Below are 14,067 nucleotides of genomic sequence, written 5' to 3' on the forward strand. Positions count from 1 at the left end.
GCCCCGACGCACGGGCGTGAACGCGCGGGCGTCAGGCAGCGCCGTCGCGCCCGCGTCGATCGGCGACGATGCTGCTGCGATCGCCGAGATCGACCCGCTGCGGGTACTTGCCGTCGAAGCAGGCGGCGCAGCGCGGACCGGGCAGCGCGGCGTCCATGGCCTCGATCGGCAGGTACGTCAGCGACTCGACCTCGAGCGCCGCCGCGGCGTCGCGCTCGAGCGCCGCGAGGTCGCCGGCGAAGCGCCGGGCGAACAGCTCCTCCTCGGTCGACATGTCGATGCCGAAGAAGCACGGGTGCAGCACCGGCGGCGCGTGGATGGCGAGGTGCACCGAGGCCGCGCCGGCCTCCCGCAGCAGCGCGTTGACGCGCTTGAGCGTGGTGCCGCGAACGATGGAGTCGTCGACCAACAGCACGCGGCGCCCCTCGATCTCCGACCGCAGCGGGTTGAGCTTGAGCCGCAGCGCCGAGATCCGCGTGAGCGCGTCGGGCATGATGAAGGTCCGACCGCTGTAGCGATTCTTGATGAAGCCCTCGCGCAGGGGCCAGCCCAGCGCCTCGGCCATCGCCGCGGCGGCAGGTCGCGCGGTGTCGGGCACCGGCACCACCACGTCGGCGACGATACCCTTGGCGGTGATGCGCTCCGCGAGCGCGCGGCCGAGGGCCAGGCGCGACTGGTACACCCCGCGCTCGTCGATGATCGAGTCGGGTCGCGCGAAGTAGATGTGCTCGAACACGCACGGGGTCCGCTCGGCCTGCGGCAGCGCGCGGCGGATCACCGGCTCACCGGCGCGCAGGAACAACGCCTCGCCGGGGCTGGGCTCCTCCTGTCGCTCGAAGCCCAGCACGTCCAGCGCGACGGTCTCGCTGGCGCAGATCCAGGCGGTCTCGGGCCCGGCGCCGCGCCGTCCGAGCACCGCCGGCCGGATGCCATTGGGATCGCGGAACACCAGCAGCGTCGGCTTGCCGTCGAGCATCAGTGCCGCGACGATCGAGTAGCTGCCGCGGACGCGCTTGCGGACCTCGCCGAGCGCGGCCATCGCGTCGTCGATGGTGTGGCCCGAGCGCCGCGCGAGGTTCAGCGCGTCGGCGAACTCGCACATCACCGGCTCGACGTCGCACTGCGAGAGCAGGTGGATCGAGCGCTCGCGCAGCGAGTCCTTGAGCTCGCGGAAGTTCGTGATGTTGCCGTTGTGCGCCATCAGCACGCCGGGCTGGCGAAAGAAGAACGGCTGCGCGTCGCGCAGCAGCCCGCGACCGATGGTCGGGTAGCGCACGTGGCCCAAGCCCACCGGGCCCTCCAGCGTCGCGAGGGCCTCGGGCGGGAACGCGTACGAGACCTGACCGAGCCCGCGATGGGCGAAGAACTCGTGACCGTCGCCGCGCATGGTCGCGATGCCGGCGCAGTCCTGCCCGCGGTGCTGCAGCGCCTGCAACGCGATGTGGATCTCGGGCGCGACCGCAGACGACGAAACGATGCCGACGAAGCCACACATGCGAGGGCTCTCCTAGCACGGCTGCGCGCGCGCGTGGGGAACCGACGCGCGCGCAGGCCGTGGCCGCCCCCGGCCGCGGCGGTCGCGATGTCGGCGGGCAGCGGCCGTGCACGATCACCTTCGGCCGCGCGTCAGGCACCGTCGTCGCTGGGGATCGCGCGTGCGGTCGCGCCCAGCTTGCTCCGCCCCAGGGCAGTGAGCCCGCCCAGCCACGCCCGCGCGAGCGTCACGATCGCGAGCCTGCGGCGCACGGGGCCATGCGAGCGCGGCGCGGTGGCTCGACGCTCGCGCGGCGAGCACGTGGGCACGGCGCTGGGCTGCTGCGCGGCGTCGGCCCCGGCGAGCACCTCGATCGCCGCCGCGATGGTCCCGACTGCCGGGCGCAGCAATGGATCGAGCGCCAGCATCGGCTCGATCAACGCCCGCCACGCCGCACCTTCGACGACGGCGTCGAGCGCATCGAGGCGCACCACGCCGAGGGTCTTGTCGTACAGCAGGCTGGCGTCACCGCGGTCGTCGTAGGGCAGGACCCCCGTGAGCAGCTCGTGCAGCACCACGCCGAGCGCGTACACATCGAGCGCGGCGGTCGGCGGCAGCCCGACCACCTGCTCCGGGGCCATGTACGCGATGGTGCCGAGCATGGTGCCGACCGCGGTGAGCCGCGGCATCGCGACCGGGTCGGTGACCGGCGCCGCCAACCCGAAGTCGAGCAGCTTGGCGTGCAGGAGCCCGCCGCGCGTGGTGAGCATGACGTTGTCGGGCTTGAGGTCGCGGTGCACGATGCCGGCCTCGTGCGCGCTCGCGAGCGCATCGATCACGCCCGCCATGACCGCAGCGACCCACCGGCCCGGCAGGGGGCCGTGGGCATTCAGCTCCTCCCGCAGGGTACGGCCGCGCAGCAGCTCCATCGCGATGAAGCTGCCGCCGCCGGACAGCGGGCCCGCGTCGATCACCTCGACGACGTGGGGGTGTTGCACCGCGGCAGTCATCCACGCCTCGCGATCGCTGCGCAGCGCGGGCGGCTCGCGCCCATCGCGGGCACGCATCAACTTGATCGCCACCTCGCGGCGGGTGGTGAGGTCGACCGCCTCGAACACGATGCCGAGGCCGCCCTCACCGATGCGTCGACCCAGGACATAGCGACCGCCGACGTTGGTCTCGGCGGCGGAGGTGCTCGCGGTGGTGCTCACGGTTCCACCCGCGTCTTGGCGAAGGGGTCCGACCGCGCGTGACGGGCGGTGCCGAGCCGCAACAGGATCGGCGCGGCGACGTAGGTGAACACCATGGGCATCCACGCCCGCAGCAGCGCGACGTTGAGCTCGACCACGACGGAGTCCTCGGGGGGGCGCAGCTCGAGGCGGGCGATGTCACCGACGTCGAGGGCGTCGAGCGGCTGTTCGGGCACCCACGTCGCCATGCGCGTGGTGAACCCGACCAGCGTGCCGACATGGGGGCGCGTGCCGGTGCGCAGCGTCGCCGGCCAGTGCAGCCGTGGGCCGTGCTCGGCCGCAGCGAAGCCCTCGCCGGGCGCCGGCCGCCCGCGAGCATGGCGGGTCGAGAGCTCGCCGAAGCCGAGCGTGATGCTGCGCAGCGTCTGCAGGAAGCCCGCGCGATCCCAGCTCGACATCGGATCGAACGGCGGTGGTGGGGCGCTGCCGCGGGAGTCCATGCGCGGATGCCGTGCAACCGCGGCGCCGCCGCAATTGTCGAGTGAGGGCGACGACGGACCGATCCGCGAGCGCCCCTGGCGACCACGATGCGTGACCTCGACGGATCGCCCGATGGTCACGACGGGTGACACGTGCACGGGCGCCCCACCGAGGTGGACCGATGCGGGCCGCCGCGCGCGACAGCCCTGGACAGCGCGGCCGTCGACGCTATGACCGACCCAAGGTGGCACAGCTGCTGATCGTCGATGACGACCCGCTCATGCGACGCGGGCTCGAACGCTCGGTGCGGGGCCAGGGCTACGCCGTCACCCTCGCCGACGGCCTCGCGTCGGCCATGCGTGCACTGACGCAGCAGAACTTCGACATCGTGCTGCTCGATCTCCACCTCGGCGACGGCTACGGCACCGATCTGCTGACCAGCCTGGGCCAGCGCACGCACCCGCCGGCGGTGGTGATGCTGAGCGGTGAGTCGGCATTCGATCACACCGCCCGCGCGATCCAGTACGGCGCGTGCGAGTTCCTGCTCAAGCCGTTCGATCACGACGAGCTCATCGACGCACTCGAGCAGGCGCTGGCCGGCCGCGGGGCCGCGTCGCAGCCCGCCGAGTCGTCGCCGGTGTTGGCCCCACCGAGCCTGGTCGGCACCAGCCCGCGCATGCGCAGCCTCTACAAGGACATCGCCCGGGTCGCGCGCACCGACGTGAGCGTGATGATCACCGGCGAGACCGGCACCGGCAAGGAGCTGGTCGCACGCGCGCTGCACGAGTGGAGTGCACGGCGCGAGCGACCGTTCGTGGCCGTGAACTGTGCCGCGCTGTCGAGCGGCCTGCTCGAGGCCGAGCTGTTTGGTGCGTCGCGGGGGGCCTTCACCGGCGCGCTGCAGGATCGCCCCGGTCGCATCGAGGCCGCCGACGGCGGCACGCTGTTCCTCGACGAGATCGGTGAGCTCGACCTCGCGCTGCAGCCGAAGCTGCTGCGCGTGCTGCAGGAGCGCTGCTTCGAGCGCGTGGGCGAGACGCGTGCGCGGACCTTCGACGTGCGCGTGGTCGCGGCGACCAATCGCGACCTCGGCGACGAGATCGCCGGCGGCAGCTTCCGCGCCGACCTGTTCCACCGCCTCGACGCGGTGTCGCTGCAGCTGCCGCCCCTGCGCGAGCGCGGCGAGGACCTGGCGCCGCTGTGTGCGGACCTGTTGCTGCGCATCGGTCACGAGCTCGGCATCGCGAATCCGACCCTCGACCCCGCGGCACTGCCCCGGCTGCGCGCGCACACCTGGCCCGGCAACGTCCGCGAGCTCCGCAACGTGCTGCAGCGCGCGCTGGTGCTGTCGGGCAGCGGCGTGGTCGACGAGCGTGCGCTCGACCGCATCGAGTTCGCGCCGCCCCCGGACGACGACGCAGGGCGGGTCGCGCTCGATCCCCGGCGCGACGGCCCGCCGACGCTCGCGCAGCTCGAGCGCGAGCACATCCAGCGCGTGCTGGCCGACACCGGCTGGCACAAGCGACGCGCATGCGCGCTGCTGGGGATCTCGCGGCCGACGCTGGACCGGAAGATCCGCACCTACCGACTCACGCCCGGCGTGTCCTAGCCGGCCGCGGCGCCGCCTCGCGCCGGGGGTACGCCGCCCTCGGACCTGCGCGCGCTGCCGTCGCGGCGGACGACCGACGTCCCGCCATCGCCGCCTCGTACGCGGCCTGCAGCTCGGCAAACACCGAGTGCGCGGGCGGCCGTGCGCCGAGGTGGAGGTGGCGGAGCTCGTCCATGAACGCCGCCCACAGCGGCGGCCCGCCCTGCGCGAGGATCTGCGCGCGCACCGAGAGCGCACGGCTGGGTCGGGTGTGCCGCACGCCCCATGCGCCCATGTGAACGAGCAGCGGCAGCAGCTCGATCGCAGCCTCGGTGAGACTGTAGATGCCTCGCTGCGCGTGCGCGGGATCGGTGCGCCGCGAGAGCAACTTCGCCCCGACCAGGCGCTTGAGCCGGTCGGCAAGGATGTTGGAGGCGATGCCCTCCTCGCTGCGGTCGAGCAGCTCGCCGTAGCTGCGGCGGTTGCCGAACATGAGGTCGCGGATGACGATCAGGCTCCACCGATCGCCGAGCTGCTCGAGGGTGAGGTTGATGGGGCAGCCAGATCGACGGGTCGGGGGCACAGCGCTCGCTTCCACTTGCAAGATGCAATGAGTCGGCATACGGTTCAACCACTTGCATTTCGCAAGTGCTACGCTCCACCACAGGTCCACCATGCCGCTCGCGCTCTACGGCCACCCCTTCTCCTCGTACACGCAGAAGGCCCTGGTCGCGCTCTACGAAAACCGCACGCCCTTCGAGTACCGCGCCTTCGGCGAGCAGCACCCCGAGTACACCGCGCAGTGGCTGGAGCGATGGCCGCTGCGACGGTTCCCGCTGCTGGTCGACGGCGATCGCGACGTGGTCGAGACCACCATCATCATCGAGTACCTGCAGCTCGCGCATCCCGGGCCGATGCAGCTGCTGCCGGCCGAGCCGATGGCCGCGCTCGAGGTGCGCTTCATGGATCGCTTCTTCGACCTGCACGTGATGGAGGCGATGCAGGTCGCGGTCGACAGCTCACTCGGCCGGCTGCCGACCCAGCGCGAGGAGGGCCACGCGATTGCGCGCGAGCGACTCGAGCGCGCCTACGCCTGGCTCGAACGTCGCCTCGCCGGCCACGCGTGGGCGGTGGGCGACGACTTCACGCTGGCCGACTGCGCCGCCGCGCCGTCGCTCTTCTACGCCGACTGGGTGCACCCCATCGGCGAGGGCTACCCGAACCTGCGGGCGTATCGCCAGCGGCTGCTCGCGCGGCCGTCGTTCGCCCGCGCGGTCGAGGCGGCGCGACCGTACCGCCCGCTGTTCCCGCTCGGCGCGCCGGACCGCGACTGACCCGCAGGACTTCAAGCCGCCGATCAGAGCGCGACCGCGGCCGCGTACACCACCAGACTCGACGCCAGGATCGCAGCCTGGATCATGCCTCGCGCACGTGGGCTCGCGGTGCGGGCGGTCAGCTGGTGATAGGCCGCCAACGCGATCGTCACGGTGACCGCGGCGAGCTTGCCGTGCAGACGGCCGTAGCTCCACGGCAGCTGCATCCACGACACCTGCGCGAGGCCGGTGACGACCGCCAGCGCCATCGCGACCCACGACGCGCGGCCGAACGCGCGCGCGACCGCCTGCAGCAGCGCTCGATCGGCGCCGGCGCGCCGCAGCGCGATCACGGCGACCGCGAGCACGATGAGACCGCCGGTCCAGGTCGCAGCAGCGACGAGGTGGACGAAGCGGGCGATCGCGAGGGCGTCCATCGTCGGCGCGAGCGTACCGCGAAGCCGAAGCTCGCCGACACTCGACCGCGCGGGTTTTCTGGGTATGCTGCGCGAACCTTGAACCGTGCCCGGTCTGCGACGCTGCTCGCGTGGCTCGCGAGCGCCTGCGCGAGCACGCCGGCCGAGCTCGTGCTGGTCGACGCGACCGTCCATACCGGCGTCGACGACGGGCTCGCACAGGCAATCGCCGTGCGCGGCGGGGGCATCGTCGCGGTCGGCAGCAACGACGATGCACTGCGCCACGTCGGGCCCGACACCGAGGTGGTGTCGCTGCATGGCGCGATGATCGTGCCGGGCTTGGTCGACGCGCACGTGCATCCCGTGACCGGCGGGGTCGAGCTCGGACAGTGCGACCTCAACGAGGCGCGCACGCGCGAGGCCCTCGCGGCGACCATCCGCCGCTGCGACGAGACCCAGGCGGGCGCGTGGCTGCGCGGCGGTGGCTGGGACCTCACGCTGTTCGACGACGCCCACCCGCGTGCGACGGATCTCGACGCGCTGGTGGGCGATCGGCCGGCGTACCTCGGCGCCGCCGACAGCCACTCGGCGTGGGTGAACACCGCCGCGCTGCGTGCCGCGGGCATCGACGCCACGACCCCCGATCCGCCCGGCGGACGCATCGAGCGTGGCCCCGACGGTGCACCCACCGGCACGCTGCGCGAGGCCGCGATGGCGCTGGTCGAGCGCGAGCTCCCGGCGACGACGGCAGCCGAGCGCGAGGCGGGGCTGCGTCGCGCGCTCGCGTTGGCGCATGGTTACGGCATCACCGCGCTGCACGAGGCCAACGCGACCCCCGAGGTGCTCGCCGCCTACGTCGCGCTGGCGCAGCGCGGCGAGCTGACCGCCCGGGTCGTCGTCGCGCTGCACATCGATCCGAGCCGCGGCCCCGAGCAGCTCGCGGCGCTGCGGGCCACCCGTGATGCCCTCACCGCCGATCCCGCGTGGCTGCGTGCGAGCGCGATCAAGATCTTCGCCGACGGCGTGATCGAGTCGCACACCGCCGCGCTGCTCGAGCCCTACGAAGGTGGCGCCGATGCTGGCGCGCTCGCGCTGCCCGCCCTTCGCCTGAGCGCCATCGTGCTCGAGGCCGATCGACTGGGTTTCGACCTCCACGTGCACGCGATCGGCGATCGAGCGATCCGCGAAAGCCTCGATGCCCTCGCGCAGGCCCGCGCGAGCAACCCCGCCCGCGAGCGCCGCGACATGATCGCCCACGTGCAGCTGGTCGACCCCGCCGACCTGCCGCGCTTCGCCGCGCTCGGCGTCATCGCCAACCTGCAGCCGCTGTGGGCCTACCCCGACGCGTACATCACCGATCTCACCGAGCCCGTGCTCGGACCCACGCGCGCGCGGTGGCTGTATCCCTTCCGCAGCCTCGCCGAGCACGGTGCGCGCCTCGTCGCCGGCAGCGACTGGTCGGTGTCGTCGATGAACCCGCTGCGCGCCATGGAGGTCGCCGTCACCCGCCGCGATCCCGACGTCGACGTCGGTGCCGCATGGATCCCGCAGGAGACCATCGACGTCGCCACGATCCTGCGCGCGTACACGACGACCGGCGCGTGGGCGCTGCGCCTCGACCACGACAGCGGCACGATCGAGGTCGGCAAGCGAGCCGACCTCGCAGTGCTCGACCGGAACCTGCTGACGATCCCCGCGACCGAGATCGCCGACACGCGCGTGCTCGCAACGCTCGTCGACGGTCGCGTCGTCCACGGCGCGTGGGCAGCGAGCGAACCGCGTGGGCGGAGAAGAGTTGGTCGGGGCGAGAGGATTTGAACCTCCGACCTTTCGGTCCCGAACCGAACGCGCTACCAGACTGCGCTACGCCCCGAACTCTTCTTTTCTTGCCGCTGCCCCACGAATGGGCCAGCGGGCCGGCTTTGTACCGACGCCCGGGGCGGCCGTCAACGCGCGCGTTTGCCGCTGGCGGGCGGATGCCTGCGGGACCCCGGGCGGGCGGGCCGGTCCGAAGAGCGCGTCCGCGACGACGGACGACCGGGCTGCCCTCTTGTGGCGACGGTCGCGTCAGCCGCTGCCCGCAGTCACGGCGCGCTGGGCTCGTCGTCGTCCAGTGCCTCGGGGGCCAGCTTGGCGCGCAGGCGTTCCTTGACCCGCTCGAAACGCTTGCGCAGCTTGGCGGCGAACTTGTCGAGGTCGCCACCACCGAGCGCGAGTTCGCGGGCGTCGGCCATCACGGCTGCAATGTCGCGCCACGACATGCGGCGGTCGACGCGGAGCACCAACAGCGTGCGGTCGTCTTCGTCGAGCATGGCGCGCAGCAGCTCGAGGCGCTTCTTGGTCTCGGTGCGCATGTACGCGACCGTCGTGGTGCGGATCGCCTGGACCTTCTGCGCGACCTCGGGGGCACTCGAGAGCGCGACCACCCGACCCTGTCGCTGGCCCTGCCGCCAGCCCTCGCGCACGAGGTTGCGGGCGATCGCGTAGGCCCAGGTGCGGAAGCTCGAGTCCCAGCGGAACGCGGCGAGGTTGCGCCACAGCTTCTCGCACAGCTCGCTGAACATCTCCTCGGCATCGTCGTGGTTCTTCGCCACCGCGAAGAGGTAGCCCAGCAGCTCGGGGCCGTAGCCCTCGACCGCGCGGGTCGCCGCGGCCGCGACGCTACCGGCCTGGACGAGTGCCTGGATCTCCCGCTCGAGGTCCGCCAGCGCGGCCGTGCGCGCGGCCTCGGCTTGGGGGTCTCGTGCCATCGCAGCCTGGGATCATAACGAAGCCCGTCGGGCTCCGGTACCCTGTCGAACGTGAGCGCCGACGACCCGGGTCTGCCCTCGACGCTGCCCGGCGCGACCCGGTCACTCCCGCCCGACAGCTTCTCGGACGTCGACAGCGACATCGGCGAGTGGGTCCGCGATCTCGTGCCCGAGGGGCTCGGACCGCTCGCGATCCCGCCGACCGCGTTGACGCCCGGCCAGCGCATCGGCGTCCACTTCGAGGTGCGCGCGCGCCTCGGTGAGGGCGGCATGGGCGTGGTCTACCTGGCGCGCGACGACAGGCTCGATCGCGAGGTCGCGATCAAGCTGGTCGGCCGTCGCAGCGATCGCGCGACCGCCCGGCTGGCGCGCGAGGCCCAGGCGATGGCGCAGCTCAGCCATCCCAACGTGCTGGTCGTGCACGAGGTCGGCGAGCACGCCGGCTCGGTGTACATCGCGATGGAGTTCGTCGATGGCCCGACCCTGCGCGCGTGGCAGGAGCAACGCGCGCGCACCTGGCAGGCCCTGCTCGAGGTCTATCTGCAGGCCGCCCGCGGGCTCGCGGCCGCCCACCACGCCGGGCTCGTCCACCGCGACTTCAAGCCCGACAACGTGCTGGTGGGTCGCGACGGTCGCGTGCGCGTGGCGGACTTCGGGCTCGCGCGCGCGCACCACGACACCGTGTCGAGCGCGGACATCTCCAGCGACACATCGTCGTCGCGCCCGCGGCGGCCCGAGCTCGCGGTGCTCACCCGCACCGATGCCGTGCTCGGCACGCCCGCGTACATGGCCCCGGAGCAGCACGGCCGCGGCTCCGTGACCCCCGCGGTCGATCAGTTCGCGTTCGGCGTCGCGTTGCACGAGGCGCTGTGGGGCCAGCGGCCGTTCGGCGACATGCCCAACTGGCTCGCCAGCGACGCCGACCTCGTGACACCCACCGACCTGCGCGGCACACCGCGATGGTTGCGACGCCTCGTCCGTCACATGCTCGCGATCGATCCGCGCGCGCGACTGCCCGACATGGACGCCGTGGTCGCGACCATGGAGCGCGGCGTGCGTCGCACCGGTCGACGGGGCTGGGTCGTCGGCGGCGTCGCGGTGGTCGGCCTCACCGCCGCGGTCGGCATCGGCGTGGGCCTGACCTCGCGCCCGGATCCCTGCGGCGACGCCAAGGTTCGCGCCGCACAGGTGTGGGACGGGCAGCTGCGCGAACGCGTCGAGCAGGCGTTCGCCGGCGACGGCGTGTCGGCCCACGAGGGCTGGCTGCGCGTGCGGGGCGAGATCGACGCGTGGTTCGACGGCTGGGTCGCTGCGCGACGGGCCTCGTGCGAGGCCACCCGCGTGCACGGCTCGCAGAGCGAGGCGCTGCTCGATCGCTCGCGCGCCTGCTTCGATGCGCGCATCGGCAGCCTGCAGACGACCCTCGAATTCCTCGCCGACAACGCCGAGGCCCGCGGCCGACTGGCGCGGCTCGTCGACGACGTGCCCAGCTTCGAGGCCTGCTCCGACGCCGAGTACCTGCTCGCCCGCGTGCCGCCGCCGGCCGATCCCGAGGTGCGGCGCACGCTCGAGGCGCTCGGCGCCGCAATCGACACCGCGTCACTCGAGATCGACATCGGCCGACGCGACGACGCCAGCGCCCGCCTCGAGGTCGTCGCGCGCGAGGCCGAAGCCATCGGCTGGGCGCCGCTGCTGGCGCGGCTCGAGCAGCAGCGCGCGCGCATCGACTTCGAGCACGGTGATCACGCGCGCGCGCAGACGCGACTGCACCGGGCCTACTTCGCGTCGCGGGCGGTCGGCGACGACGAGCACGCCGCGCCGCTCGCGAGCATGCTCGGCTACCTCGCGGGCGTGATGCACAGCGATCGCGCCGCCGCCGAGATCTGGCTCGACCACGCGGCCGCCGACATCGAGCGCGGCGCGGCGGCGCCCGAGCTGGCGGACTCGGTGGCGACCACCCGCTCGCAGGTACTGCAGCGCGCCGGCGCCAACGACGAGGCCGTGACGGTCATGCGCACGGCGCTCGAGCGCGGCCACGAGGCCCCGTTGGAGAGCTTCCAGGGCACGCAGCTGCACATCGAGCTGGCCGCGGCGCTCGACGCCAGCGGACGCCACGCCGAGGCGCTCGCCGAGTACGACGAGATCATCGCCCGACTCGAGCGCATCTACGGCGCGGGGCACCCCCAGCTCGCGCAGGCCTACAACAACCGCGGGCTGTGCCACTACCTGCTGCATCGCTTCGATGCCGCGATCACCGATCTCCAAACGGCGATCACGTTCGCCGGCGACACCGTGCGCGGCTACGAGGCCGCCGCGCCGCAGCTGAACCTGGGGCTGGCGTTCGCAGCTGCCGGCCGACTCGACGAGGCCATCCCGCCGCTCGAGCGGGCGCGCGACATCTACGTGGCGACCCCCGACGCCGGCGCCGACGAGGCGCTCGCCCTGAACGCGCTGGGCTGGGTCGAGCTGCGACGCGGTCGATTCGCGACCGCCGCCGCGCTGCACCGCGAGGCGCTCGCAAAGCAGCGCACCGCCCTGCCGGCGGATCACCCCGAGCTGGCCGTGACGCTCGCCCAACTCGGCGAGGCCGAGCGCGCGTCCGGCATGCTCGAGCCCGCCACCGCGAGCCTGCGCGAGGCCATCGCCCTCGCCGATCGCCAGCCCGCGGTGCCGCCGTCGGCGCGCGCCGAGTATGTCGCCGCGCTCGCGCGGGTCGACCTCGAGGCCGGCCGCACCGACGACGCGTCGACCCACGCGTCCGAGGTGATCGCGCTCGCCGCGGCCGACCCCGCCGTCGGTCCGCGTGATCGCGGTCGCGCCGAGTTCGTGCTGGCGCAGCTGCACGCGCTGCACGGGCACGCCGACGCAGCCGTCGCCGCCGCGGTGCGGGCCCGCGAGGCCTTCCGCGACGACGACACCAACCGCGACGACGCACGTGCGGTCGAGCGCTGGCTCGCCGCCCACGGTGGCCCGTAGCGGGCCGTCACCGGCGAAGCGGCGTCGCAAACCCCGCCCGCACCCGACCACCGCGGCCCTCGGTCGCCCGCGGTGTCGGCGTCGCGGCGCCTCACCGCGGGCTGCTAGGCTTGTCGACGCATGGTCGACCGCAGCATCAGCTTCGTACGCGCATTGTGTCTGGGTGAGATCGAGCAGGACGTGATCCTCCCCTACCCCGCGCTCGCCGACGAGGAGCGCGAGACGCTGCGCGCGGTGGTCGACTCGGTCGACCAGCTGCTCGCGCCCCACGAGGCCGACTTCCGCAGCTGGGACCACGCCGGCGAGCTGCCGCCCTCATTCGTCGACGAGCTGCGCAGCTTCGGGCTGTTCGGGCTCGTGATCCCCGAGCAGCACGGTGGCATGGGCATGCACGCCGCCGCCTACTCGCGCACGCTGCAGCAGGTCGCACGCCACGACGCATCGGTGGCGGTGACGATCGGCGCGCACAGCTCGATCGGCATGCGCGGCCTGCTGCTCTACGGCACCGACGCGCAGAAGGCCCGCTGGATGCCCGCGCTGGCCTCGGGCGAGATGATCGCCGCGTTCTGCCTGACCGAGCCCGGCGCCGGCTCGGATGCCGCCTCGATCAAGACCACCGCGGTCAAGGACGGCGACGACTGGATCCTGAACGGCAGCAAGCTCTGGATCACCAACGGCGGCATCGCCAGCTTCTTCACGGTGTTCGCCAAGACCGGCGGCGTCGACGAGCGCGGCAAGCTGTCGGGCTTCATCGTCACGCGCGACATGCCGGGCGTCAGCGTCGGCCCGCACGAGGACAAGATGGGCCTGCGCGCGAGCTCGACGACCAGCGTGTACTTCGACAACGTGCGCGTCACCCCCGATCACCTGCTCGGCCCCGAGCACGGCGGCTTCAAGGTCGCGATGCACATCCTCAACAACGGTCGCACCGGCCTGGGCGGCGGCGCGGTCGGGGCCAGCAAGCGACTCATCGAGCTCGCGGCCAAGCAGGCCAAGACCCGCCAGCAGTTCGGGCGACCGATCGCCGAGTTCGGCCTGGTCAAGCAGAAGCTGGGCCAGATGGCGATCGATACCTACGCCGCCGAGTCGGTGGTGAACCTGGTCGCCGGCATCATCGATCAGGGCTACGAGGAGTATGCAATCGAGGCTGCGATCTCCAAGGTGTTCGCCAGCGAGGCGCTGTGGCGCACCGCCGACGAGGCGCTGCAGGTCGCCGGCGGCAACGGCTTCATGCGCGAGTACCCCTACGAGCGGGTGGTCCGCGACGCCCGCATCAACCGCATCTTCGAGGGCACCAACGAGGTGCTGCGACTGTTCATCGCGCTGTCGGCGATGAACGACGTCGGCACCCAGCTGCGCGAGCTCTCGAGCAGCCTGCGCGGCGTGTTCGACGATCCCATCAAGGGCTTCGGCGTGATGTCGGCCTACGCACTGCGTCGCGCCGCGCTCGCGACCGGCCTGGGCGGCGGCAAGCGCAGCTTCACCAAGCTCGAGGCGCCGCTCGGCGACGCCGCGGCCATCTTCGAGCAGTGCACCCGCGCGCTCGCGACCGCGACCGATCGGATCCTGCGCAAGCACGGCAAGCACATCATCGGCAAGCAGTTCGCCTCGAGCCGGCTGGCCAACATCATGATCGATCTCTTCGTGCTGGCATCGGTGATGAGCCGCGTCAACGCCTCGGTGCTGGCCAAGGGCGCCGCCGGGTCCGCGCGCGAGCTGGAGATCCTGCACGCCTTCATGCACCAGGCCCGCCGCCGCATCGACGACGCACTGGCACGGGTCGACGACAACGACGACGAGACCATCAAGTCGCTCGCCGACTTCGTGGTCGAGCAGGAGAAGTTCCCCTGGGACAACCTCTAGCGTCGTGGGCGGGCCGG

Annotated in this window: 11 protein-coding genes and 1 tRNA gene; 5 read left to right on the top strand and 7 right to left on the bottom strand. The window is 72.7% G+C overall.

Translation table 11 applies throughout. The features are described from left to right. Positions 1 to 31 precede the first annotated feature (31 nt). From purF to IPH07_08850, 3 genes are all read right to left on the bottom strand, one after another. Complete coding sequence (gene purF / locus IPH07_08840) at positions 32 to 1,495, bottom strand: amidophosphoribosyltransferase (protein MBK6917492.1); 1,464 nt, start codon at positions 1,493 to 1,495, stop codon at positions 32 to 34. Between the two features lie 131 nt (positions 1,496 to 1,626). Then, complete coding sequence (locus IPH07_08845) at positions 1,627 to 2,685, bottom strand: serine/threonine protein kinase (protein MBK6917493.1); 1,059 nt, start codon at positions 2,683 to 2,685, stop codon at positions 1,627 to 1,629. After that, positions 2,682 to 3,164 (bottom strand): hypothetical protein, encoded by a 483-nt coding sequence (locus IPH07_08850; GenBank protein ID MBK6917494.1) that lies wholly within the window; start codon positions 3,162 to 3,164, stop codon positions 2,682 to 2,684. The genes IPH07_08845 and IPH07_08850 overlap by 4 nt, the downstream gene beginning before the upstream one ends. A 224-nt stretch (positions 3,165 to 3,388) precedes the next feature. On the opposite strand from IPH07_08850, the gene IPH07_08855 reads away from it, so the two are divergent. Continuing rightward, a complete protein-coding gene (locus tag IPH07_08855; GenBank protein ID MBK6917495.1) occupies positions 3,389 to 4,753 on the top strand; it encodes a sigma-54-dependent Fis family transcriptional regulator in 1,365 nt (454 codons plus the stop codon). On the opposite strand, the gene IPH07_08860 is transcribed toward IPH07_08855, so the two are convergent. Beyond that, positions 4,734 to 5,354: a helix-turn-helix transcriptional regulator gene (locus tag IPH07_08860; GenBank protein MBK6917496.1), complete on the bottom strand. Its 621-nt coding sequence runs from the start codon at positions 5,352 to 5,354 to the stop codon at positions 4,734 to 4,736. The genes IPH07_08855 and IPH07_08860 overlap by 20 nt on opposite strands. Before the next feature lie 52 nt (positions 5,355 to 5,406). Here IPH07_08860 and IPH07_08865 point away from each other — a divergent pair, with 52 nt between their 5' ends. Then, the gene (locus tag IPH07_08865) at positions 5,407 to 6,066 is read left to right on the top strand and encodes a glutathione S-transferase family protein (protein MBK6917497.1); all 660 of its coding nucleotides are present in this window, start codon (positions 5,407 to 5,409) and stop codon (positions 6,064 to 6,066) included. Between the two features lie 23 nt (positions 6,067 to 6,089). On the opposite strand, the gene IPH07_08870 is transcribed toward IPH07_08865, so the two are convergent. Continuing rightward, positions 6,090 to 6,482 carry a hypothetical protein gene (locus IPH07_08870; GenBank protein MBK6917498.1) on the bottom strand — a complete coding sequence of 131 codons (393 nt, stop codon included), beginning with the start codon at positions 6,480 to 6,482 and terminating at the stop codon, positions 6,090 to 6,092. A gap of 78 nt (positions 6,483 to 6,560) precedes the next feature. On the opposite strand from IPH07_08870, the gene IPH07_08875 reads away from it, so the two are divergent. After that, a complete protein-coding gene (locus IPH07_08875) occupies positions 6,561 to 8,279 on the top strand; it encodes an amidohydrolase family protein (protein ID MBK6917499.1) in 1,719 nt (572 codons plus the stop codon). On the opposite strand, the gene IPH07_08880 is transcribed toward IPH07_08875, so the two are convergent. Further along, positions 8,258 to 8,334, bottom strand: a tRNA-Pro gene (locus IPH07_08880). The two genes, IPH07_08875 and IPH07_08880, sit on opposite strands and share 22 nt — an antisense overlap. Before the next feature lie 211 nt (positions 8,335 to 8,545). After that, complete coding sequence (locus tag IPH07_08885; GenBank protein MBK6917500.1) at positions 8,546 to 9,211, bottom strand: sigma-70 family RNA polymerase sigma factor; 666 nt, start codon at positions 9,209 to 9,211, stop codon at positions 8,546 to 8,548. A 51-nt stretch (positions 9,212 to 9,262) separates the two neighbouring features. On the opposite strand from IPH07_08885, the gene IPH07_08890 reads away from it, so the two are divergent. After that, on the top strand, positions 9,263 to 12,187 hold the full coding sequence (locus IPH07_08890; GenBank protein MBK6917501.1) for a protein kinase: 2,925 nt from the start codon (positions 9,263 to 9,265) through the stop codon (positions 12,185 to 12,187). A 120-nt stretch (positions 12,188 to 12,307) separates the two neighbouring features. Further along, the gene (locus IPH07_08895; protein ID MBK6917502.1) at positions 12,308 to 14,050 is read left to right on the top strand and encodes an acyl-CoA dehydrogenase family protein; all 1,743 of its coding nucleotides are present in this window, start codon (positions 12,308 to 12,310) and stop codon (positions 14,048 to 14,050) included. Positions 14,051 to 14,067 lie beyond the last annotated feature (17 nt).

The organism is Deltaproteobacteria bacterium (genome assembly GCA_016709225.1).
Lineage (GTDB): Bacteria > Myxococcota_A > Polyangia > Nannocystales > Nannocystaceae > Xiheibacterium > Xiheibacterium phototrophicum.

Bases quoted from the DNA above. Each gene is read 5' to 3' on its own strand.
- purF (MBK6917492.1), bottom strand. From the start codon at position 1,495: ATGTGTGGCTTCGTCGGCATCGTTTCGTCGTCTGCGGTCGCGCCCGAG.
- IPH07_08850 (MBK6917494.1), bottom strand. From the start codon at position 3,164: ATGGACTCCCGCGGCAGCGCCCCACCACCGCCGTTCGATCCGATGTCG.
- IPH07_08865 (MBK6917497.1), top strand. From the start codon at position 5,407: ATGCCGCTCGCGCTCTACGGCCACCCCTTCTCCTCGTACACGCAGAAG.
- IPH07_08895 (MBK6917502.1), top strand. From the start codon at position 12,308: ATGGTCGACCGCAGCATCAGCTTCGTACGCGCATTGTGTCTGGGTGAG.
- IPH07_08860 (MBK6917496.1), bottom strand. From the start codon at position 5,354: ATGCCGACTCATTGCATCTTGCAAGTGGAAGCGAGCGCTGTGCCCCCG.
- IPH07_08885 (MBK6917500.1), bottom strand. From the start codon at position 9,211: ATGGCACGAGACCCCCAAGCCGAGGCCGCGCGCACGGCCGCGCTGGCG.
- IPH07_08870 (MBK6917498.1), bottom strand. From the start codon at position 6,482: ATGGACGCCCTCGCGATCGCCCGCTTCGTCCACCTCGTCGCTGCTGCG.